General features: G+C 74.2%; 18 protein-coding genes. 12 read left to right on the top strand and 6 right to left on the bottom strand.

What is annotated here, in order from left to right:
- Position 1 precedes the first annotated feature (1 nt).
- The 3 genes from ACGF5G_RS18035 (at position 2) to ACGF5G_RS18025 (ending at position 3382) form a co-directional block, all read left to right on the top strand.
- Positions 2-628, top strand: a complete 627-nt coding sequence (locus ACGF5G_RS18035; RefSeq protein ID WP_393264430.1) for a GNAT family N-acetyltransferase — start codon at positions 2-4, stop codon at positions 626-628.
- Positions 629-656: 28 nt separating this feature from the next.
- Entirely contained in the window at positions 657-2075 is a 1419-nt protein-coding gene (locus ACGF5G_RS18030) for an RtcB family protein (protein WP_393263954.1), read from the top strand.
- Positions 2076-2173: 98 nt separating this feature from the next.
- Positions 2174-3382, top strand: a complete 1209-nt coding sequence (locus ACGF5G_RS18025) for an RNA-guided endonuclease InsQ/TnpB family protein (RefSeq protein ID WP_393263952.1) — start codon at positions 2174-2176, stop codon at positions 3380-3382.
- A gap of 13 nt (positions 3383-3395) precedes the next feature.
- Here the strand turns inward: ACGF5G_RS18025 and ACGF5G_RS18020 are convergent, their stop codons facing one another.
- Positions 3396-3824, bottom strand: coding sequence for an archease (locus tag ACGF5G_RS18020; protein ID WP_393263950.1), 429 nt, complete (start codon positions 3822-3824; stop codon positions 3396-3398).
- An 83-nt stretch (positions 3825-3907) separates the two neighbouring features.
- Positions 3908-5479, bottom strand: coding sequence for an LLM class flavin-dependent oxidoreductase (locus tag ACGF5G_RS18015; protein WP_393263948.1), 1572 nt, complete (start codon positions 5477-5479; stop codon positions 3908-3910).
- A gap of 371 nt (positions 5480-5850) precedes the next feature.
- On the opposite strand from ACGF5G_RS18015, the gene ACGF5G_RS18010 reads away from it, so the two are divergent.
- Complete coding sequence (locus ACGF5G_RS18010; protein ID WP_393263946.1) at positions 5851-7887, top strand: hypothetical protein; 2037 nt, start codon at positions 5851-5853, stop codon at positions 7885-7887.
- Positions 7888-7954: 67 nt separating this feature from the next.
- Here the strand turns inward: ACGF5G_RS18010 and ACGF5G_RS18005 are convergent, their stop codons facing one another.
- On the bottom strand, positions 7955-9877 hold the full coding sequence (locus tag ACGF5G_RS18005) for a hypothetical protein (protein WP_393263944.1): 1923 nt from the start codon (positions 9875-9877) through the stop codon (positions 7955-7957).
- Positions 9878-10060: 183 nt separating this feature from the next.
- Here ACGF5G_RS18005 and ACGF5G_RS18000 point away from each other — a divergent pair, with 183 nt between their 5' ends.
- From ACGF5G_RS18000 to ygiD, 6 genes are all read left to right on the top strand, one after another.
- Positions 10061-12325 carry a hypothetical protein gene (locus tag ACGF5G_RS18000; protein ID WP_393263942.1) on the top strand — a complete coding sequence of 755 codons (2265 nt, stop codon included), beginning with the start codon at positions 10061-10063 and terminating at the stop codon, positions 12323-12325.
- A 206-nt stretch (positions 12326-12531) separates the two neighbouring features.
- The gene (locus ACGF5G_RS17995; RefSeq protein WP_393263940.1) at positions 12532-14067 is read left to right on the top strand and encodes a multicopper oxidase family protein; all 1536 of its coding nucleotides are present in this window, start codon (positions 12532-12534) and stop codon (positions 14065-14067) included.
- A 31-nt stretch (positions 14068-14098) separates the two neighbouring features.
- Positions 14099-14476 (top strand): hypothetical protein, encoded by a 378-nt coding sequence (locus tag ACGF5G_RS17990; RefSeq protein WP_393263938.1) that lies wholly within the window; start codon positions 14099-14101, stop codon positions 14474-14476.
- A gap of 31 nt (positions 14477-14507) precedes the next feature.
- Positions 14508-15110 (top strand): MBL fold metallo-hydrolase, encoded by a 603-nt coding sequence (locus ACGF5G_RS17985; protein WP_393263936.1) that lies wholly within the window; start codon positions 14508-14510, stop codon positions 15108-15110.
- Between the two features lie 121 nt (positions 15111-15231).
- Entirely contained in the window at positions 15232-15450 is a 219-nt protein-coding gene (locus ACGF5G_RS17980; RefSeq protein ID WP_350708282.1) for a hypothetical protein, read from the top strand.
- Positions 15451-15594: 144 nt separating this feature from the next.
- Positions 15595-16464: a 4,5-DOPA dioxygenase extradiol gene (gene ygiD / locus ACGF5G_RS17975; protein WP_393263934.1), complete on the top strand. Its 870-nt coding sequence runs from the start codon at positions 15595-15597 to the stop codon at positions 16462-16464.
- A gap of 30 nt (positions 16465-16494) precedes the next feature.
- Here ygiD and ACGF5G_RS17970 read toward each other — a convergent pair whose 3' ends face one another.
- Positions 16495-17106 carry a LysE family translocator gene (locus ACGF5G_RS17970; RefSeq protein WP_393263932.1) on the bottom strand — a complete coding sequence of 204 codons (612 nt, stop codon included), beginning with the start codon at positions 17104-17106 and terminating at the stop codon, positions 16495-16497.
- A gap of 64 nt (positions 17107-17170) precedes the next feature.
- On the opposite strand from ACGF5G_RS17970, the gene ACGF5G_RS17965 reads away from it, so the two are divergent.
- Positions 17171-18655, top strand: coding sequence for a PLP-dependent aminotransferase family protein (locus tag ACGF5G_RS17965; protein WP_393263930.1), 1485 nt, complete (start codon positions 17171-17173; stop codon positions 18653-18655).
- A 275-nt stretch (positions 18656-18930) separates the two neighbouring features.
- On the top strand, positions 18931-20160 hold the full coding sequence (locus ACGF5G_RS17960; protein ID WP_393263929.1) for a low temperature requirement protein A: 1230 nt from the start codon (positions 18931-18933) through the stop codon (positions 20158-20160).
- Between the two features lie 101 nt (positions 20161-20261).
- Here the strand turns inward: ACGF5G_RS17960 and ACGF5G_RS17955 are convergent, their stop codons facing one another.
- Positions 20262-20438 carry a hypothetical protein gene (locus ACGF5G_RS17955; protein WP_393263927.1) on the bottom strand — a complete coding sequence of 59 codons (177 nt, stop codon included), beginning with the start codon at positions 20436-20438 and terminating at the stop codon, positions 20262-20264.
- Between the two features lie 98 nt (positions 20439-20536).
- Entirely contained in the window at positions 20537-21352 is an 816-nt protein-coding gene (locus ACGF5G_RS17950; protein ID WP_393263926.1) for a G5 domain-containing protein, read from the bottom strand.
- Positions 21353-21355: the final 3 nt, after the last annotated feature.

Below are 21355 nucleotides of genomic sequence, written 5' to 3'. Positions count from 1 at the left end.
CATGGAGTTCGAGGTACGCCGGATCGGGCCGGAGTCGACCGCCGGGGCGGCGGCCGTGCTCGCCGACGCCTTCGACGGGTATCCCTGGATGGCCTGGACGGTGGCGGCCGACCGGCATCGGGAGCGGCTGGAGGCGATGTTCGCCGGCACCGTCGACGCGGTCGGGCTGCCCTACGGCGACGCCTGGGCCGCGGTGGGCCCCGACAGTCGACCGGTCGCCGTGGCGGTGTGGCTGCGCCCCGACCGGCCGGTCCCGGACGACGTCTGGGCCGGGGTGGCGGCGCGCAACGCCGAGTTGGCCGGCGACCGGCACGCGGCGCTGCTCGCCGCCGACGCGGCCTGCGCCTCGCTGCGGTCGGCCGAGCCGGCGTTCCTGCTCGCCACCGTCGGCGTGCGCCGGGCCGACCAGGGCCGGGGGCTGGGCGCCCGGGTGCTGCGGCCCGGCCTGGCCGAGGCCGACCATGCCGGCCTGCCGGCGGTGCTGGAGACCTCGTCGGAGCCGAACGTGCGGTTCTACCAGCGGCTCGGTTTCGCGGTCACCGGCCAGGCGCGGGTGCCCGACGGCGGTCCCCGCGTCTGGGCGATGCGCCGGCCGGCCGGGCGGGCCGACACCGGGACGCGGGTGTAAGGGGCGCTCGCCCGGGTAGCCGCCGGGAATGGAGCTGGTCGAGGAGTCGCCGTACCGCTTCCGGATCGACCGGCACGACCCGATGCGGGTGCCGGGTGTGGTCTTCGCGTCCCGGTCGTTGCTGCCCGACGCCGGGGCGGACAAGTCGCTGGAGCAGGTCGCGAACGTCGCCACGCTGCCCGGCATCGTCGACGCCTCGTACGCCATGCCCGACGTGCACTGGGGCTACGGGTTCCCGATCGGCGGGGTGGCCGCCACCGACGTCGCGCACGGCGGGGTGGTCTCGCCCGGCGGGGTGGGCTTCGACATCTCCTGCGGGGTCCGGCTGCTCGCCGCCGACCTGGACCGCGACGGGCTGCGGCCCCGGCTCGACGCGCTGATGGACGGGCTGGGCGAGGCCACCCCGCGCGGGATGGGTAAGGGCGCGGTGTGGCACCTCTCCTCTCGCTCGGAACTCGACGCGGTGCTGCGCGGCGGCTCCCGGTACGCGGTCGAGCGCGGCTTCGGCGTCGAGCGGGACCTGCACCGCTGCGAGGACTACGGCGCCGTCGGCGACGCCAACCCGGCCGAGGTCAGCGAGCGGGCGATCGAGCGGGGTGCGCGCCAGGTCGGCAGCCTCGGCTCCGGCAACCACTTCCTCGAGGTGCAGGCCGTCGAGGAGGTGTACGACGACACCGTTGCGACCGTCTTCGGTCTGCGCCCCGGCCAGGTCTGCGTGATGATCCACTGCGGGTCGCGGGGGCTGGGCCACCAGATCTGCACCGACTACGTCCGCGCGATGGAGAAGGTGATGGCCCGGCACAACATCCACGTGCCGGACCGGCAGCTCGCCTGCGCGCCGGTCTCCTCCCACGAGGGCCGTGCCTACCTGGGCGCGATGGCCGCCGCCGCCAACTACGCCCGGGCGAACCGGCAACTGCTGGCCGACGCCGCCCGGAAGGTCTTCGCACGGGTGACCGGCAGCCGGCTGGACCTGGTCTACGACATCTCGCACAACCTCGCCAAGATCGAGGACCACGACGTCGACGGCGAGCGGCGCGCGCTCTGCGTGCACCGCAAGGGCGCCACCCGCGCGCTGCCCCCGGGCCACGCCGACCTGCCCGACGACCTGCGCGACGTCGGCCAGCCGGTGCTGATCCCCGGTTCGATGGGCACCGGCTCGTACGTGCTCACCGGCGTGCCGGGGGCGCCCGCGTTCGCCTCCACCTGCCACGGGGCCGGGCGGGTGCAGAGCCGCAAGCAGGCCGTGAAGGCCGAGCGCGGCCAGGACCCGCGCGGCCAGTTGGAGGCGCAGGACATCGCGGTGCGCGGCGCGTCCCGGCGCGGCCTGGCCGAGGAGATGCCGTCGGCGTACAAGGACATCTCGGCGGTGGTGGCGGCGGCCGAGGGTGCCGGGCTGTGCCGGAAGGTGGCCCGGCTGGTGCCGCTCGGTGTGGTGAAGGGCTGAGCCGGCGGCTCACCGCCAGGATGCCCCGTCCCGCAGTGCGGGGAGGAACGCCGGATGCGTTGTCAGCTGTGACTGTCCTTTGTGGTTAGCTTGGTCTTGTGCGGACGGCGTACAGGTGTCGGGCTTACCCGACGCCGGAGCAGGCGGTGGTGTTGAACCGCACGTTCGGGTGTGTGCGCGTGGTCTGGAATCGCACTCTCGCTGCCCGTCATGCTCGTTGGCACACCGAAGGGAAGTCCACTTCCTATGCGGAGACGGATCGGGCGTTGACGGAGATGAAGAAGCAGCCCGATCTGGCGTTTCTGGGTGAGGTGTCGTCGGTGCCGTTGCAGCAGACGCTGCGGCACCAGCACACCGCCATGACGGCGTTTTTCGCCAAGCGGGCCCGGTATCCGCGGTACAAGTCGCGGCACGGCCGCCAGTCCGCCAGTTTCACCCGGTCGGCGTTCCGGCTGCGCGGCGGAAACCTGTTGCTGGGAAAGACACCTGGCGTGCTGCGGTTTGTGTGGTCGTGGCCGGACCTGGACGTGGCGGGGTTGGGTCCGACGATGGTGACGGTGTCGCGTGAGGCGGACGGCCGCTGGTTCGTGACGTTCGCCGTCGACGTTGAGGCACCCGTCGCACCCGAACCGACGGCTGGGGTGGTGGGCGTGGACCTCGGTCTGACCGACTTCGCGGTGTTGTCCACCGGCGAGCGCATCCCCCACCCGAGGCACATGGAACGGAGGGAACGCCGACTCAAGCGGTATCAGCGGATGATGGCCCGCCGGCAGAAGGGTTCCGCCAACCGCGCCAAAGCCAAACGGAGGGTGGCGCGGGCGCATTCGCGGGTACGTGACGCGCGTCGGGACTTCCTGCACCAGCAGTCGACCGCCCTGGTGCGCCGGTTCGCCGCCATCGCGGTGGAGGACCTGGCGGTGGCGAACATGGTCCGCAACCGCTGCCTGGCCAGAGCGATCTCGCGTACCGGTTGGGCCGAGTTCCGTACCCTGCTGACCTACAAGGCGCACCGCGACGGCCGTATCCTCGCGGTGGTGGACCGCTGGTACCCGTCGTCGAAGACGTGTTCGGCGTGCGGGCACCTGCTCGCCCAGCTTTCCCTCGGCACACGGCATTGGTCGTGTCCGGGTTGCGGCACCCGGCATGACCGGGACGTCAACGCCGCCCAGAACATCGCTGTCGCGGCCGGGCTGGTCGAGACACAAAACGCCTGCGGAGCGGACGTCAGACACGAAGGAACTCCTTCCGTGCGGTCTGCGGTGAACCAGGAACCCCAACTTGCGAGGGTGGGAATTCCCCGACTCTAGGCGGGGAAGGATGTCAAACGTCGAGGGTCACCGCGCAGGACCAGCCCTCGCCGTCGCGGCCGAAGCGCAGCTCGTGCAGGGAGACGGCCTTCGGCACCGCGCCGACCAGCTCGACGGCGTCGGTGCCCGCCGTGCGCCAGCGCACCGTCAGGCCGCCGGCGCCGTCGTCGGCCACCTCGCTGTGCAGCGGCAGCTCGCCCTCCGTCTCCATCCGGAAGATCACCTCGTCGAGTACGGCCACCAGCAGGTCCTCGTCGTCGCCGGCCGGCGCACGGAACTCCCGCTCGCCGCCGGGCGGTGCCCCGGCGGGGTCGACGAACGTCCCGACCATCGCGGCGACCGCCTCGGCCACGCACTCCTCCCGGGTAGGCGCCCACGCCTCGATGCGGACGTCGGCGGTGTGCGGCACGCAGCGGTGCCCGCGCTCCGGTCGTCGTTCCATGCCCCGATCATCCGTCACCGGGCCGCCGCGCCGGGGCGGGTCCGCGCAGGCCGAGGCGGGCTTCGGTGCGGGCCGACACGGGCTCAGCGCAGGCCGAGGCGGGCGATGGGCTCGACGAGTTCGCGCTCCTCGTAGGCGAGGTGGGACAGCAGCGTGTCGCTGAGCAGGTCGACCGCCGCGCGGAGTTCGGCCATCCCGTCGGAGACGGAGACGAACGCGACGAGGGCGCGGTCGACCCGTTCCAGGACGTCGTGGATGGCGTGGTGCTCCTGCTCCAGCCGGTCGATCACCGGCGCGAGGCGGGGGTCGCCGGCGCGCAGGTGCGGGAAGATCCCCCGGTCCTCGAGGGTGTGGTGGGTGGTGACCACCCGGCAGTACGACTCGCAGTAGGTGCCCAGCGTCCACTTGTTCTGCCGGATCGTCATGGTGCTGATGTGCGAGCGGGCCGTGCCCGCGTCGAGCAGCCCGGCGCCCACCTGCTCGACGAGGTCGTGGAGGCGGGCGAGTTCGGCCCGCAGCCCGTCGTGCACGTCGACGAGGTGCTGCGCGCCGGCCTGGTCGTGCGGGGTGTAGGTGCGGGCGGGGTCCGGCGCGGGGCCCGTCGGCCGGGTGGTCTCGTCCCAGACCCGGATCGCGCTGCGGCGGACGCCGTCGTCGGGCGTCGGCACGACCGCGAAGGCTCCCGCCCCGGCGGGCGGACGCTCGACCGGCGGCTCCGTCGGGGCGGTCACCGGCACCGGTCCCGGCGCGTCGGGCGCGGTGGCGGCGGTGCGCTCGGCGGCCACGAGGTCGCGTACGGCGGGAGCGACCTCGGCGGCGAAGCGCCGCAGGTCCTCGGGGTCGTCGCTGCCCAGGATGAAGGTGCTGATCCCGTCGCCGAGCGCGAGCTCGGCGAGTTCCTCCGCCCACTGCTCGGGCGGGCCCTGCAACAGGCCGCGGCCGACCGGGGTGAAGCGGCCGGTCACGTTGAGCAGCCGGCGGACGTCGCCGGGGGACCGGCCCGCCTCCCGGGCCGCCTCGTCGATGGCGGCGTTGCCCCGGGCGAGGTCGCCGGGCTGGAGGTAGCCCAGCGACGGCAGCCACCCGTCGGCCCGGCGCCCGGTCAGGGCCAGCATGCGCGGCTTGTACGCGCCGAGCCAGATGCCCACGTCGTGGGCGGGCGCGGGGCCCCGCTTCGCGCCGACCACCCGGTGGAACTCGCCGTCGACCCGGACGCCGCCGCGCGCGTCCGCGTCCCAGACCTGGCGGATGACCTCGATCGCCTCCGCCAGGGCCCGCACGCCCTGCCCCGGGGAGAGCCGACGCCCGCCCATGGCCTCGATGGCCTCCCAGAACGCGCCGGCGCCCAGGCCCAGCTCGACCCGGCCGCCGGAGAGCAGGTCGAGGCTCGCCACGCTGCGGGCCAGGACGGCCGGCGGGCGCAGCGGCAGGTTCGTCACGTTCGCGGCCAGCCGGACGGTGCGGGTCCGGGCCGCCACGAAGCTCATCAGCGTCCAGGTGTCCAGGAACGCCGGCTGGTACGGGTGGTCCTGGAAGGTGACCAGGTCGAACCCGACCTGCTCGGCCAGCACGGCGAGGCCCACCACCCGGCTCGGGTCGGCGTTTCCGGGCGTCAGGAACGACCCGAAGGTCAACGGGTGCCCGTAGTCGCCCATGTCGGCCTCTCTCCCTGTCCCGCGGCTGCGCCCGAGCCGCACGGCAGATGGTATGCCGGGCGCGGACGTCGGCCGCCCCCGACCGACGATCCCGAGGGGCGGGGCGGCGGTCGGGCAGGGGCCCCGGTGCCCCGGTGGAGGGCCGCCCCACGGCGGGGGCGTTGACGTCGGTAGATAGGCCCCCTAGGGTCCTTACGGACCGGACCGTTATGCGCCCCTCCCCGAGCCGGGTGCTCGTCGCGCGACGGGTCGGTCCCGGCGTCCGGGGGAGGAAGTCAGTCGCCCGGGTGCTCCCGCTGCAATTCCGGATCCGACCGTTACGGCTCGACCGCCGGCGCCTCCGGCGGTCGCGGGAAGAGGAGCAGGCGCTCATGACGAACCGCCGCACGTTGATCCGCTACGCCGCCGCCCTCGCGGTGGCACCGGCCGTCCCCGCCGCCTGGCCCGCGTCGCCCGCGTCGGCCGAGCCGGCCGCCGGGGTGACCGTCGACCCCTTCGGCATCCCGCTGCGCGACGTCCTGCTCATCGGCGGGACCGTCGCACCCGGCCCGGACGGCAGGCCGGTGCTCTGGTCCGCCGTCTCCGGCGAGCCGGCCCGGCTCGCCGCCATCGACCCGGCGACCGGCCGGACGGTCTCCGACCAGGAGCTCACCGGCGCACCCGGCTCGTACGCGGTGGCCGCCGCGCCCGACGGCACCGTCTACGTCGGCGCGTACAGCACCGGCGACCTGTACCGCCGCCGGCCCGGCCCGGACAGTCCCGTCGAGAACCTCGGCCGGCCGCTGCCCTCCGAGACGTACATCTGGCGGATCGCCGTGGACGACGCGGGCGTCGTGTACGGCGGCACCTTTCCCGGCGCCCGGGTCTTCGCCCACGACCCCGCCACCGGGGCGACCCGGGACTACGGCCAGGTCCTTCCCGGCGCGCAGTACGTCCGCAGCCTCGCCGTCACCGCCGACAAGGTCTACGCCGGCACCCAGCCGGACGCCCACCTCTTCGAGATCGACAAGGTCAGCGGCGAGATCCGGGAGCTGCCCCTGCCCGACGGGCTCGGCGCGGGCACGGGCCAGACGGTGTACGACCTGAACGCCCACGACGGGCGGGTGTACGCGCGGTTCGGCTCCGCCATCAACGGCCGGCTCGGCGTGTACGACACCGTGGGGCGACGGTGGACCGACCTGATCGACGACGTCGCCGGGCTGGACGTCTCCGCGCCCGGCCCCGGCGGCCTGGTCTACCTCACCCGCGCCGGCCGGCTCACCGGCTACCACCCGGGCACCGGGAGCTTCACCGACACGCCGCTGGCCTTCCCGGGGCGGGTGGTCAACAACCGGGGCATCGGCTGGGTCACCCTCGCCGACCCGGACTGGCCGGGCCGCACGCTGGCCGGGCTGCTCTGGCGGGGCGACATGTTCCGCTGGAACCCGGTCACCGGCCGCGCCGACGTGGTGCGGACGGACGTGCCCGGCGAGCCCATCCCGATCGCCGCGCTGCACGTCGGCGCCTCCGGCGCGGTCTGGGTCGGCGGATACCTCAACGGCGGCCTCGCCCGCGTCGACCCCGACACCGGGGTGTCGACGTTCCAGCGCTTCGCCCAGGTGGAGAGCGTGCTGGAGACCGGCGGCCAGGTCTGGCTGGGGGCGTACCCGGACTCGCGGCTCTACCGGTACGACCCGGCGAAGCCGTGGAGCAGCCCCGAGTACTCGCCGGGCCTGCCGGGCAGCGCGGACAACCCGGTGAAGCTGCTCGACCTGAAGGCCGCCGACCAGGTGCGGGCGCGGGCGCTGACCGACGCCGGGGACAGCGTCGCCTACGGCACGATGCCCAACACCACCCTCGGCGGGGCGCTGGCCGTCGTCGACAAGGCCACCGGCGCGGCGCGCGTGCACCGGCCGGTGGTGACCGACCAGTCGATCGTCAGCCTCGCCCACGTCAACGGCCTGATCGTGGGCGGGACCTCGGTTTCCGGCGGGTACAGCGTCCCTGCACCCACCCAGACCGAGGCGCGACTGTTCGGCTGGGACGTCGCCACCGACAGCGAGGCGTTCCAGTTCGTCCCGGTGCCAGGCGCGACGGCGATCCCCGCCCTGGCGGTGGACCGGAGCGGCCTGCTGTGGGGGCTGGCCGGCGGTCAGCTCTTCGCCGTCGACCTGGCCACCCGCTCGGTCACCCAGCGCGTCCAGCTCGCCCCGGGGGTCGCCGACAGCCGCGCCAAGCTCGGCTACGACGCATCCCGCCACCTGCTGTACGCGCTGGTCCGCGGGCGGCTGCTGGTCCAGGTGGACCTCGGCACCGGCGCGACGCGGCAACTGCTGGACCAGCCGGCGGAGTTCCTCGCCGTGCACCCCGACGGGCGGCTCTTCGTCGGGGCCGGCGAGCACCTGCACCGGGTCACCGTGACGGGCTGACCCCCGACGCGGACGGCGGGCCGGCGATCTCCTCCGAGCGCCGGCCCGCCGTCGGTCGTGCCGGGGCCTAGAGCTGGATGCGGACCAGGTTGCGGCCGCGCAGCGCGTAGAGCGCCGAGCCGTCCGGGGCGGCGGTGAGCAGCGCCCCGCCGCCGTACCACTGCGCGTTCAGGCCGGTGACGAACGGGGTGACCGTCATCGTCGCCGGGTCGAGCCGCCACACGTCCCTGCCGTTGGTGCCGTAGATCGTCGCGCCGACCTGCACCAGGGTGCTCTGACCCGGGGCGACGGCGGCGGTCGACACGACCTGGCGGGTGCGCCGGTCGACGGCGAAGAGCACGCCGGTCTCGGTGAGGCCGATGACGCGGTCGCCGGTGGCCACGAGGTCGACGATCTGCTTCGCGCCGGGGACCGGGGTGATCTCCCAGGTCTTCGTCCGGCTGGCGAGGTCGAAGCCGGCGAGCCGGGCCTCGGTGGCGCGCGGGGTGGTGCCGAAGCCGCCGTTGACGCTGCTGCCGAGGAAGGCGGTGCCGTGCTTCACCGCCACCGACCGGATCGACTGGTCGGCGATGACGTCACGGTGCACGTGCAGGGCCCCGGTGCGGGGATCGTAGAGGCTGACCGCGCCGCCGTACCGGCCGTAGTCCGGTTCGGTGCCGACGACCAGCAGTCCGTCGGCGGGGGACCAGGTCGCGTCGAGCGGCCGGGTCTGCTCCGCGCCGATCGCGGCGACCCGGCGCGGGTCGCCGTCGGACGCCATCCGGAACAGGTACGCCAGCGTGTAGACCGACATCCAGATCTCGCCGGCGACCGGGGTCATGGCCTTGGCCTCGCCGGGCAGGAACCGCCGGGTGGAGGTGCCCGCCGCCAGGTCGTGCACCTGCACGCCGGCCTTGCCGGAGACGTACACCCGGGGGCCGTCGGTGGCGATCGCCATGGCCAGTTCAGGCGCCGGCGGCATTCCGGCCTGGGTGAGGTCGACGCCGGTCAGCTCGCCGGTGTTCAGGTCGTAGGTGACCACCGTGTTGGTGACGACTCCGCGCAACTGGTCGCCGGTGACGAAGATCCGGCCGAAGGAGGCGCCGTCGTAGGGCACGGCGAGGGTGCTGAGCTGCCCGGTGTCCCGGTCGTACCTGCGCAGGGTGCCGGAGGGGCGGGTGCCGAGGTAGACGTCGTTGCGCGCCGGGTCGACGGCGATGGCGGTGATGAAGCTGTCCGGCGTCTGCACCACCTCGTACCTCGACGGGTTCGCGGTGTCGATCAGCAGCATGGTGCCGGTGGGGGAGAGGGCCGCGGCGAGGAGGCCGTTCTCCAGGGCGAGGGTGCCGACGAAGGTGCGGTCGGCGAACTCGGGCGGCAGGATCTCCCGCTTCGCGCCGGTGGCCCGGTCGATCGCGATCAGGTGGGCGTGCGCCCCGACGCCGGCGTAGATGGTGGTCGCGTCGACGGCGATGCTGCGCACGTACTGCTCGCCGGGCACCGCGACGCCGTAGTCACGGGTGGCGCCGGTGGCGGGGTCGTAGGAGAAGACCCGCCCGCCGGGGTAGGTGCCGCCGTAGACGACGCCGTCGGGCGCGGTGTCCAGGGCCCAGATGTACCGGTCGGGGGAGACGTCGGCGACCTTGGTGACCCCGGTGCCGGTGGTGTCCACCCGGTACAGGTCGCCCGGCTCGTAGGTGCCGACGTACAGGTCGGTGCCGACCGAGGTGGTGGCCCAGGCGCCGCCGCCGGTCGGCAGCTCGTAGCGCTGGTCGACCGTCTGCGCGGCCAGGTCGTAGCCGCCCACCACGACCGGGTTCACGCCGCCGGTCGCGGTGTAGATCGTCCCGTCGATCAGCTCGGAGCCGTTGACCGAGGTGACCTCGGAGGCGGGCCCGAGGTCGGTGACGGCGCCGGGCGGGGGCGCCTCGGCGTGGGCGGGCCCCGCCGGGACCGCCAGGGTGGCGGCGGCCAGCAGCAGGGCCGCGGTGAGCGCGGTACGTCGCAACACGACCTCCAGAGTCTCAGGTTTCGGTCCGGGCTCTAACCGTCACAGCCCACCACGCTGATCGCGCCGTGTCGAGCCCTCGGCGCGGAATCCGCACCGGTTGGGCGCAGGCATTCATCGGTACCTCTGGAGTTCCGGACGCCACCGTAATAGGGTGCCGGCATCGTCGAACGTGGAGGTCGCGCCGTGTCGCCGTTACGTCGTCCCCTTGTGCCCGCCGTCGCCCTGGCGCTCGCCGCCGCCCTGCTGCCCGCCGCCCCCGCCACGGCCGTGCCGGCCGCCCCCACGCCCGGCGCGGTCACCGACTTCGGGGTCCAGCAGACCGCCCTCACCGTCTTCGAGGGCCACTACGGCACCGGCGCTGCCGGCCGGCCCGTCGTCTACGGGGTCCAGATGGGCTCGCCCGGGGTGCTCAGCGTGGCCGACCCGGTGACCCGGGAACTGCTCGACACCGCCTACCTGCCCGACTCCTCCGGCGCCTGGGGCATCACCCAGGCCGGCGACGGCACCGTCTACGCGGGCAGCTACCCCAACGCCCACCTCTACTCGTACGACCCGGACACCCGGGCCACCGTCGACCTCGGCGCACCCGTGCCGGGGCAGACCGTCCTCTACGGCCTGCGCCCCGGCGCCGACGGCCGGGTCTACGGCGGCACCTACCCCGGGGCGCACGTCTTCTCCTACGCACCCGGCGAGGGGTTCCGTGACCACGGCCGGATGCACCCCGGCGAGCAGTACGTGATCGACGTCGCGGTCGACGCCGCGCGCAACGTGCTGTGGGCGGCGGTCGGCACGGGTGGCCACCTGATCCGCCTCGACCTGACCACGGGGGAGAAGCGGGACATCTGGCCGGAGGCGCTGCGCGGCGACGCGAACCACCCGTACGACATCAACCTGGTCGGCGGGAAGCTCTTCGTCAAGCGCAGCAAGCTCCAGGCGCTCGTCCTCGACCCGGACACCGGCGCCGTCCTGGCCGACGGCTTCACCATGGGCTCCCGGGGCACCTCGCCGCTCGCCCCCGACGGCCGGTCGGTCTACTTCACCTCCGGCACCGACCTCTGGCGCTACGACCTGCCGACCGACACCGCCGGGCCGGTGCGCGACGCCGCGGGCGCGCCGGTGCGCAGCGACGGGGCGGGCATCGGCTTCGGCTTCCTCGACGGCCAGCTCTACGCCGTCGTCGGCAACTACGCCGGGCAGGCACTGCGGTACGACCCGGCGACCGGCGCCAGCGAGCGCTACCGGCTGCCGTTCCCGCCGCAGGCGCTGGACATCAACAACATCACCGCCGGCCCGGACGGCCGGATCTGGACGAACCTCTACATCAACGGCAACCTCGCCGTGCTCGACCCGGCCACCGGCGCGGTGACGAACGTGGGCCGGCTCGGGCAGGCCGACGGCTTCGGCTGGCACGACGGGAAGATGTACCAGGGCGTCTACCCGTACGGCGGGGTGCTCGTCTACGACCCGACCCAGCCGTACCGCCTCGGCACCAATCCGCGCGAGCTGTTCCGGCTGCAACCCGAGGGCCAGAACCGCCCGATCGCCTTCGCCTCGGCCGGCAGCCGGGTCTACGTCGGCAGCACGCCCGACTACGGCCTCTGGGGCGGCGCGCTGACCGTGTACGACACCGCGACCGGCGCCCGCACCACCCGCCGGGACATCGTCGCCGAGCAGGGCGTGATCAGCCTGGCCGTGGTGGGCGACCGGCTCTGGGCCGGCACGACGGTCAGCGGCGGCGGGGGCACCGTGCCGCGCGCCACCGAGGCGAAGCTGTTCACCGCCGACCTGGTGACCGGCGAGAAGACGGCCGAGTACACCCCGGTGCCGGGCGCCGACGCGATCACCTCGGTCGTCGCCGGGCCGGACGGCATGATCTGGGGCCTCGCCGACGGCGAGGTGTTCGTGCTCGACCCGGCGACCGGCGCGGTGACGCACCGCGTCGACGTGCCCGGCGGCTACTCCGGGGTGGCCGACGAACTGGTCGTCAGCGCCGCCGACGAGCACGTCTACGCCTCGCTCGACGGCTACCTGCTGAAGATCGACCCGCTGTCGAAGGCGGTGCGGGTGATCCGGGACGCGGAGACCTACCGGCTGACCCAGGACGGCCAGGGCAACCTGTGGTTCCGCAACGGGGTCAAGGCGCCCAACCGGGCGGTCCAGTACGGCTCGCACCTGCTGCGGTACGTGCCCGAGGCGGACGCCTGCCCGCGCTCCGACCTGCGCCGTCAGGTGTACGCGGGCGACGTCACCGCCGTGCCGAACCGGTACGCCGACGGCGGGTGCACGGTCAACGACCTGATCCGCGACGAGGCCGACTGGGGCAACCACGGCGCGTTCGTCGCGCACGTCGCCTCGGTCACCGACGGGCTTGTGGGGTCCGGCGTGCTGGACGACGCCGAACAGGACGCCATCGTGGCGGCCGCCGCCGCCTCCCCCGTCGGCCGCTAGGCGGTCGGCGCGGCTCGCCGTGGGCGAGGGCCCGGGCGGTGTACGCCGTCCGGGCCCCGCCGTGCTCGACCCCGACGCGCCGCCGCGCGCCCCAGCCGTGGCGGTCGGGGAAGTCCCGGAGCCGCCCCGGAGATCCGCCGTAGCCGCTGGCCGACACCCCGATAGGAAGGCACGCTACAGGTACCCAACCTACTGGAGGTGCCGCCGTGCCGACCCGACGACGATCCCTGGGCCGCGTCCTCATCGGCGTGCTCGCCGTGGTGCTCGTGCTCTGCTGCGGCGGGGCGGCCGTGGGCGGCTGGGTCCTGGCGCGCGGCGGCACGGACACGGTCGGGCAGGTCGACTTCGTCCGCCCGCTGGCCGTACCGCCGCTGGCGACCTCGCGGGTCGACGGCCAGGGGCGGCGGGTGTTCGACCTGCTCGCCCGCGACGGCCGGCGTGACTTCCGCGGTGACGGCCGGTTGACCCGCACCGCCGGTTTCGACGGCGACTTCCTCGGGCCGACCCTGCGCGCCAGGCGCGGCGAGCGGGTGGTGGTGAACGTGGTGAACCGGCTCGCCGAGGAGACCAGCGTGCACTGGCACGGCATGCACCTGCCGGCCCGGATGGACGGCGGCCCGCACCAGCCGATCCGGCCCGGCGCCACCTGGTCGCCGACGTGGACGGTCGACCAGCCGGCCGCCACCCTCTGGTACCACCCGCACCCGCACGGCGCGACCGAGGAGCACGTCTACCGCGGGCTTGCCGGCATGTTCATCCTCGACGACGACCGGGAGGCGGCCCTGCCGCTGCCCCGCCGCTACGGCGTGGACGACGTCCCGGTGATCGTGCAGGACCGCAACTTCTCCCGCAGCGGCGAGTTCAAAAAGACCCGCAACTCGATCGCGGGCATCGGGGTGCTCGGCGACACCCTGCTGGTCAACGGCACCGTCGGGCCGTACCTGGACGTGACCACCGAGCGCGTCCGGCTGCGCCTGCTCAACGGCTCCACCGCCCGCACGTACGACTTCGGCCTGGCCGACGACCGGCCGTTCGCGCTGATCGGCAGCGACGGCGGGCTGCTGCCGCGCACCGCCCGGGTGAACCGGGTGCAGCTCTCGCCGGGCGAGCGCGCCGAGATCGTGGTGGACGTCCGCCCGGGGGAGCGGGTGACCCTGCGCAGCACCCCGCCCGACCTCGCCGCCGGCGCGCTGGCCGACCGGTTCGCCGGCGGCGCGGACCGCTTCGACGTGCTGCAACTGCGCGCCGCCGGCACCCTCGCGGCATCGCCGTCGGTGCCCGACACGCTGGTCCCGGTCGACCGGCTGGACCCGGCGTCCGCCGGCGAGACCCGGCGGTTCACCCTCACCGGCCGCAGCATCAACGGCCGTTCGATGCAGATGGACCGGATCGACTTCGCCGCCACGAAGGACGCCACCGAGGTCTGGGAGGTGGTCAACCAGGACGGCGCCCCGCACAACTTCCACGTGCACGACGTGCAGTTCCAGGTGCTGTCGGTCGGCGGTCAGGCCCCGCCGCCCGCGCTGGGCGGCTGGAAGGACACCGTCTACCTCGCGCCGCAGCGGCCCGTCCGGCTGGTCCTGCGCTTCACCGACCACAGTGACCCGGACGTGCCGTACATGTTCCACTGCCACCTGCTCTACCACGAGGACGCCGGCATGATGGGCCAGTTCGTGGTGGTGGAACCGGGCCAGCGCGCCGGCACCCCACCCCGGCCCGGCACCCACGCCGGGCACGACTGAGTCTGTCGCACCCGCTCGTTACTCTGCCGGCATGATCATGGACGACGCGGACGCCACCACCGTACGGTTCCTCCGGCTGATGCGGGCCACCCTGCGCGAGGAGAAGGCCGGCGCGGACACCCTGGGGCGCACGGTCGAGCTGGCCCGGGCCTGGGGCACGAGCGAGGCCGCCGACGCGCACTTGCGCGCGGCGCTGCGGCGGCTGCACGGCGAGTCCCCGGATTCCGACGACCCCCGGCAGGTGGCCGACGAGTGCGCCGGCCTCGACCCGGACGGCGTGCCCGACGCCGCCACGGCGGCGAGGGGCCAGGCGATCGGCCGGTTCGCCGCGAACGCCCGGCGGCTGCGCGAGGGCGAGATCGGCCCCGCCGAGTTCGACCGGATCGTGGGGGAGGGCCGGGAGGGCTGACGGTCGTGGGTCGGCGGCGTACGGTCGGCGGGTGCGGATCACCAAGTTCACCCACGCCTGCGTCCGGCTGGAACACGACGGCGGCGTGCTGGTCATCGACCCGGGCACGTGGAGCGAGCCGCGCGCCCTGGCCGGCGCGGACGCCGTGCTGGTCACCCACGAGCACACCGACCACGTCGACGTGCTCCGGCTGGCCGGCCTCGGCGTGCCGGTCTTCGCGCCGGAGGGCGCGGCGCTGCCCGGCCCGGTCCCGCTGCCCGTGACCCGGGTGGGCGCCGGGCAGCGGTTCACCGCCGCCGGCCTCACCGTGACCGCGCTCGGCGGCCGGCACGCCACCATCCACGGCGGTCAGCCCGACTGCGTCAACCTGGGCTACCTCGTCGGCGACGACGTCTACCACCCGGGCGACTCGCTGCACCCGCCGGACCGGCCCGTCCGGACCCTGCTCGTCCCGGCACAGGCGTCCTGGCTGAAGCTGACCGAGGCGATCGACTTCGCCCGCGCCGCCGCGGCGGAGCGGGTGTTCCCGATCCACGACGCCCAGCTCAACGACCGAGGGCTGGCCAGCGTGAACGGCTGGTTCGCCGAGACCGTGCCCGGCTACCGCCACCTGGCACCGGGGGAGTCCGCCTGAGCGGCCGTCTCCTCGCCTGCCTGCCGTCCTCGGCCCGGGAGCGGGCGCCCCGTCCGGTGGTCGGCCGAGTCGCCCCGGTGCCCCCGTGCCGTCCACCGGCCGATTGCTATACGGTCGCGAGGTGAGGATCGAAGAGCACTGGTGGAACGGCGACACGTCCCAGCGCGGGCGCCGCGACGTGTACATCCGCACGGACGGGCAGCGCTGGGACGTGCAGGTGCAGATCGGCGGCGCCTCCGGCCGGTCCCGGGTGCAGGAATGCCCGGGCCGGGCATCGGCGGTCATCCTCGCCGGCGCCTGGCGGGGCAACCATCCCGCCTGGCGTGAGGTGTCCGCCTGACGGCGCCGACCCAGCCAGGGCCGAGGTCGACGTCGGCGAGGGTCGACCCGTTGTGACGCCACCCGGTCGGGAGTGGGCGTTGACCCGCCCACTCCCGCCGGCGGCTGGTTACGCTCGGGTCGTCGTCGAGGTCGGGGGAGCAGCATGAGCAGCCAGACGGTCCCCACGGTGATGCCGGCGGCGTTCTTCGGGCACGGCAGCCCGATGAACGCCCTGGAGCTGAACCGGTACACGTCCGCGTGGCGCGCCTTCGGCCGGTCGGTGCCGCGACCCCGCGCGATCCTGGTGGTGTCGGCCCACTGGTACATCGGCGCCACCGCCGTCACGGCGATGCCCCGACCGAAGACGATCCACGACTTCTACGGCTTCCCGCAGGAGCTGTTCGACGTCCGCTACCCGGCGCCGGGCCTGCCGGAGCTGGCCGAGGAGATCAGCGACGTCGTCCACCCCACCTGGGTCGGCGCGGACGTCGACTCCTGGGGCATCGACCACGGCACCTGGTCGGTGCTCACCCACGCCTTTCCCGACGCCGACATCCCCGTCGTCCAGTTGAGCATCAACGCGTTCAAGGGCCTGGACTACCACCTGGATCTGGGCGCGAGGTTGGCGCCGCTGCGCGAGCGCGGCGTGCTCGTCGTGGCCAGCGGCAACGTGGTGCACAACCTCGGCGGGGTGGATCCGCGAATGGTCGACGAGGGCTTCGACTGGGCGCACCGGTTCGACGAGGCGGCGAGGGAGGTCATGCTCGGCGAGCCGACCGGGGCGCCCGCGCTCGACGCCCACCGCGACTTCGGCCTGGCCGTGCCGACGCCGGACCACTTCATCCCGCTGCTCTACCTGGCCGGCCTGGCCGGGGCCGCCGGCAACGGCTCGGAGGTGCTGGTGGACGGGTACGCGTACGGGTCGCTGTCGATGACCGCGTACACCGTCGGGCTGGCCTGCCAGGGGCCGGGCCCGGCGGCCGGCGCGCCGCTGCTCCCGGCCGACGTGCCCCCCGACTCCTCGAACATCTGACCATCCGGCCTCAGCCGGTCGGGTCCTCCCTCATGACTCGGCGCGGGCCAGGAGCAGCCCGAGCGCCACGAACGAGCCGGCGAAGCCTCGGCGCAGCCAGCGGGTCACCGCCGGCCGGGCCAGCACCCGGTCGCGCACGGTGCCGGCGAGCACCCCGTACGCGCCGAACACCACGAAGGTGAGCAGCATGAACACCGCCCCCAGCCCCAGCATCCGGGCCACCTGGTCCGGCCCGTCCGGGCGGACGAACTGCGGCAGGAACGCGACGAAGAAGATGGTCAACTTCGGGTTGAGCAGGTTCGACAGCACCGCCACCCCGACCACCCGGGCGGGCGACGGCGCGGGCTCCGCCGCCGCGACCGTGAACCCGCTGCGGTCCCGCCACGTCGCCCAGGCCAGGTAGAGGAGATAGGCCACGCCGGCGTACTTGAGCACCTGGAACGCCGCGGCGCTGGAGTGCAGCAGCGCGGCTAGGCCGGTGACCGCCGCCGCGAAATGCGGGGCGACACCCAGGGTGCAACCGGCGGCGGCGAGCAGTCCCGCGCGAGGGCCGCGGGTCAGCCCGGCGGCGAGCGTGTAGAGCGCCCCGGTGCCGGGGGTGGCGACCACCACGAGCGAGGTGAGCAGGAACGCGACGGTCATCGTCGTCCTTTCCGAGCAGTGGGCGGGGTGGTGACGTCCTCCACTCTGCTGCCAGGATGGTCCGATGAGCAGGGCCAAATCACGCCCGTCCGAGGGGTCCATAACGGCAGGGTCGGACTTCCTGCACCTCGACATCGCCGCCGCGCCGCCCGGCCGTCGCGCCGACTGGCTCGCCGAGCAGCTCCGGCGGGCCATCGCCGACGGGCGCCTCCCCGTCGGCGGTCGACTTCCCGCCACCCGGGTGCTCGCCGCCGACCTCGGCGTCTCGCGGGGCGTCGTCGTGGAGGCGTACCAGCGGATGGTGGAGGACGGCCACGTCGCCGGGCGCGGGCGGGCCGGCACCGTGGTCGTCGCCGCCCCGGCCGCCCCACCCGCGCCGCCGGCCCCGGCCGCCGCGCAGACACCGGCCACCCTCTTCCCGCCCGCCCCGGGCACCGACATCTTCGACGCCGTACGCACGGCGCCCGCGCGGATCGACCTGACGCCCGGCGTACCCGATCTGGCGGCGTTTCCGCGGGCGGACTGGCTGCGCGCCGAACGGGCCGTGTTGCGGCACCTGGCGGCGTCGGACTTCGGCTACGGCGACCCGCGCGGCGCACCCGCACTGCGGCGGGCCGTCGCCGTCTGGCTCGCCCGCAGCCGGGGCATCGCCGTCGACCCCGCCGAGGTGATCGTCACGACGGGCGTCTCCCAGGCGCTGGGGCTGCTCGCCCAGGCGCTGCGCCCCGACGGGATCGACACCGTCGCCGTCGAGGACCCGGGCTCGCTCGGCGTGCGGCAACACCTGAACAACTGGCGGGTCGCCACCCCGCCGGTCGCGGTCGACGCCGCCGGACTGCGGGTCGACGAGCTGGCCGCCAGCGGCGCTCCGGCGGTGATGATCACCCCGGCCCACCAGTTCCCGACTGGCGTGGTGCTCGGCGGCGACCGCCGCCGCCAGCTCGCGGCGTGGGCCCGGGCCGGCGGCCTGGTCGTCGAGGACGACTACGACGCCGAGCACCGCTACGACCGGCCGCCGGTGCCCGCCCTGCGCGCCGTGCTGCCCGACCACGTCTGCTACGCCGGCAGCGTGTCGAAGCTGCTCGCGCCCGCCCTGCGGATCGGCTGGCTGCTGGTGCCGCCGCGCCACCGGGACGCGGTGGTCGACGCCAAGCGCAACGCCGACCTGGGCAACGCGGTGCTGCCGCAACTGGTGCTGGCCGAGCTGATGACCTCGGGTGCGCTGGAGCGGCAGCTGCGGCTGCTGCGTCGACGGCACGTCCGGCGGCGCGACGCGATGGTGGCCGCCGTCGCCCGGCACCTGCCGGGCGCGACGGTGCACGGGGCGGCGGCCGGGCTGCACCTGACGGTCACGCTGCCCGGCGCGGTGGCCGACACGGAGGTGGCGTCGGCCGCGTTGGAGCGTGGGGTGAAGGTGCAGCCGCTGTCGTGGCACTGCCAGCGTCCCCACCCGCCGGGGCTGGTCCTCGGGTACGCGGCCAACACGGCCTCGGCCATCGAGGAGGGGGTCGGGATGATCGCCGCGGCCCTGGGTGCCGGCCGGAACTGACCGACACCGGCAGCGAGCGGACGTGCCCGGCAGGGCGGCCGCCCGCCGACCAAAGAAGACCCGCCGTGTGCGGACCCGCACCGCCGTGGGCCCTGACGCGGTGGCCGCAGGGAGTTTGTTCGGTGCCCGCGCGGGGACACGTCCCTGCCACCGCCACGCGCGAGGAGGAGTAGGCGTGCGTTCCTCAGCCGGCCTCGACGCCGTTTCCGGCCCACGCGGGTCATGACGTCGCCGTGTCCGCCCGACGGGTGAAGGGAGCGCGGCGTCTCCGTTCGGTGACCGAGCAGTCCCGGGTCGCCACGGAGGAGCTCTTCCTCGACGTGGTGTTCGTCTTCGCGTTCATCCAGGTGACCACCCTGATGACGGCGGAGGCGGGCGAGCTCGGCGTGCTGCACGGCCTGCTCGTTCTCACCATCCTGTGGTGGTCCTGGTCGCTGTTCGCCTGGCTCGGCAACCGGGCCCAGGCGAGCTACGGCATGTCTCGGCTGGTGATCCTCTCCGTCACACCGATCATGTTCGTGCTGACGGTGACGATCAGCGAGGCCTTCACCGACGTTCCCGGCGGCACGGACACGTCGCTGGCGTTCGTGGTCTGCTTCGCCGCCGTGCGGGTGCTCTACCTGGCGCTGCGGATCTACGCGACCCCCGGACTGCGCCGCGTCGACCTCGCCGCGCTCACCGTGCCGATGGTCGTCGCGGTCACCCTGCTGCTGGCTGCGGCGCTGCTTCCCCGATCGGCTCTCGGCTCCGACCAGGCAAGGGCCGGGCAGGTCGTCCTCTGGCTGCTGGCGGTCATCGTCGACTACGGGGCAGGGCAGGCGCTCCGGGTCCCCGAACGCCAGATCTTCTCCGCCCGGCACTGGGCCGAGCGGCACAACCTGATCATGATCGTGGCGCTCGGCGAGGTGCTGGTGTCGGTCGGCATCGCCGGCGGCAGCGTACCGGGCTCACCGGGTCTGCTCACCGCCTCCGCGCTCGCCGTGGTGGTCGCCGGCGCCCTCGAATGGATCTACTTCGACCTGTCCGCCCTCATCGGCGAACGTGCGCTGCGGGACGCGGACCAGGCCCGCCGGGTGGTCCTCGCCAGAGACGGCTACACCTTCCTGCACCTGCCGATGATCGCCGGGATCATCCTGCTCGCGCTCGGGCTGAAGCACGTGCCGTCGCTGGTCGGCGACGCCCACGCCTACCGGCGGGGTGACCCTCTCGACAGTCTGGGTCTCTACGCCATGTACGGCGGGGTGGCGCTGTTCATGCTCGCGCACGCCGCGTTCCAGTGGCGACTGAGCCGCGCCGTCCGCGGCCTCGTGTGGCCGCGGGTCTTCGCGGCGATCCTGCTGGCGGCGCTGATCCCGGTCGTTGCCCGACGGTCGGCACTCGCGGCGCTGGCGTGGCTGAGCGTGATCTGCGTCGTCACGGCGGTGATCGAGTTCTTCCTGTCCCGCCCCGAGCGGCGGCGGCTCCGCGCGGCGCTGTCGGAGGACGAGGAGTGCCCGGCGCAGTGAGCCGGCCACCCGACCGTGTGGCGGGAGCGCGATGGGCGTCCCGCGCCGCTACGCAAGGTCACTGTCGCCGCCGAGGTTGGCGACCATCGGGCGCAGGACGTTCAGGGCCGCGACGCGGCGTCGATGCCGTCGTGCATCCGCTCGTGGACCTTGGGGTTGAGGTCCTCCTCGGCGAGGGCGGCGCGGAGCCTGCCGACGATGATCTCGTTGGCAGCGCCGCTCCAGTACCCGGTGGTCTGGGCGGCGAGCACGTCCTGCGGGTACTCCTTGATCGTCATGCCGCGACCGTAGGACCTCAAGGGGGGGTGAGGTCAAGATCGTGGTCCGGCGCCGGTGGGGCCCTCCCGTCGGTGAGCGGGAGGGGCCACCGCGACCGTCATTCGTCGCAGCCGACGCCGTCGCCGTCCCGGTCCAGGTCGTAGATGTCGCTGCCGACCACCCACACCGGTCCCTCGACGTACGCGGGCCCGTTTCCGCTACCGCCGGCGCAGTCGACATCGCTGGCGACGGGTACACAGGCGCCTGTGTAGTTGGGGTCGCACCGTTGCGTCTTCTTCGTTCCCACGGCGACGACCTGCGTGACCGGCGCTCTGGTGACAGCGGACCGCACCAGCTTCCGGTCGGTCTGGACGCCGTCGGTCACGGTCACCTCGTAGGTGAGGGTCCTGATTCCCGCGACACCGCGAGTCCGCATCTTCCGGGTGCCCTCCGGGATGCTGGAGTCCTTGACCGTCCTGGTCTGATAAGGAATCTTCTGGGTCTGCGTGACGGTGCGGATTTCGACGACCGGCGACGCCTCCACCGTGGGCGTCGGCTCTGCCGGTGTTGCCTCCGTCGGCGTCGGCCCTGCCGGGGCGGTGATGTCTGCCGCTCCTGCCGTGGAGGCGTCCGCACCCGGTGTCTTCGGCTGTTCCTGGGTGGCGACGGCCCCCGGCCGCTCCGTGCCCGGAGGCGGATCGGTCGTCGCTCCGATCGCGACGCCCCCGCAGCAGCACAGCACCAGTAGGCCGGTGGCCGCGAGCGCGATCTGCGCCCTGCCGGGCAACCTGCGCCACCACGACCGTCGGTCCTGCTGCGCGAACTGAGCCGTCGGGCGAGGAGGGACTCGGGCGTACGCGGCGGTCGGGGGCTCGAAGGGTGGGGGTGGCGGCACCCGGCTCTGCCAGGGGTCCTGCGGTGGCTGATATGTCACGCT

The organism is Micromonospora sp. NPDC047730, assembly GCF_043204765.1.
In the GTDB taxonomy this organism is placed as follows: domain Bacteria; phylum Actinomycetota; class Actinomycetes; order Mycobacteriales; family Micromonosporaceae; genus Micromonospora.
The sequence above is the reverse complement of the archived record's forward strand: the minus strand, read 5'-3'. Positions and strand labels throughout refer to the sequence as shown.

What these genes read in the sequence shown, in the direction of transcription:
- ACGF5G_RS18035 (WP_393264430.1), top strand. Translation starts at nt 2, where the DNA reads ATGGAGTTCGAGGTACGCCGGATCGGGCCGGAGTCGACCGCCGGGGCG.
- ACGF5G_RS18030 (WP_393263954.1), top strand. Translation starts at nt 657, where the DNA reads ATGGAGCTGGTCGAGGAGTCGCCGTACCGCTTCCGGATCGACCGGCAC.
- ACGF5G_RS18020 (WP_393263950.1), bottom strand. Translation starts at nt 3,824, where the DNA reads ATGGAACGACGACCGGAGCGCGGGCACCGCTGCGTGCCGCACACCGCC.
- ACGF5G_RS18015 (WP_393263948.1), bottom strand. Translation starts at nt 5,479, where the DNA reads ATGGGCGACTACGGGCACCCGTTGACCTTCGGGTCGTTCCTGACGCCC.
- ACGF5G_RS18010 (WP_393263946.1), top strand. Translation starts at nt 5,851, where the DNA reads ATGACGAACCGCCGCACGTTGATCCGCTACGCCGCCGCCCTCGCGGTG.
- ACGF5G_RS17990 (WP_393263938.1), top strand. Translation starts at nt 14,099, where the DNA reads ATGATCATGGACGACGCGGACGCCACCACCGTACGGTTCCTCCGGCTG.
- ygiD (WP_393263934.1), top strand. Translation starts at nt 15,595, where the DNA reads ATGAGCAGCCAGACGGTCCCCACGGTGATGCCGGCGGCGTTCTTCGGG.
- ACGF5G_RS17970 (WP_393263932.1), bottom strand. Translation starts at nt 17,106, where the DNA reads ATGACCGTCGCGTTCCTGCTCACCTCGCTCGTGGTGGTCGCCACCCCC.
- ACGF5G_RS17965 (WP_393263930.1), top strand. Translation starts at nt 17,171, where the DNA reads ATGAGCAGGGCCAAATCACGCCCGTCCGAGGGGTCCATAACGGCAGGG.
- ACGF5G_RS17955 (WP_393263927.1), bottom strand. Translation starts at nt 20,438, where the DNA reads ATGACGATCAAGGAGTACCCGCAGGACGTGCTCGCCGCCCAGACCACC.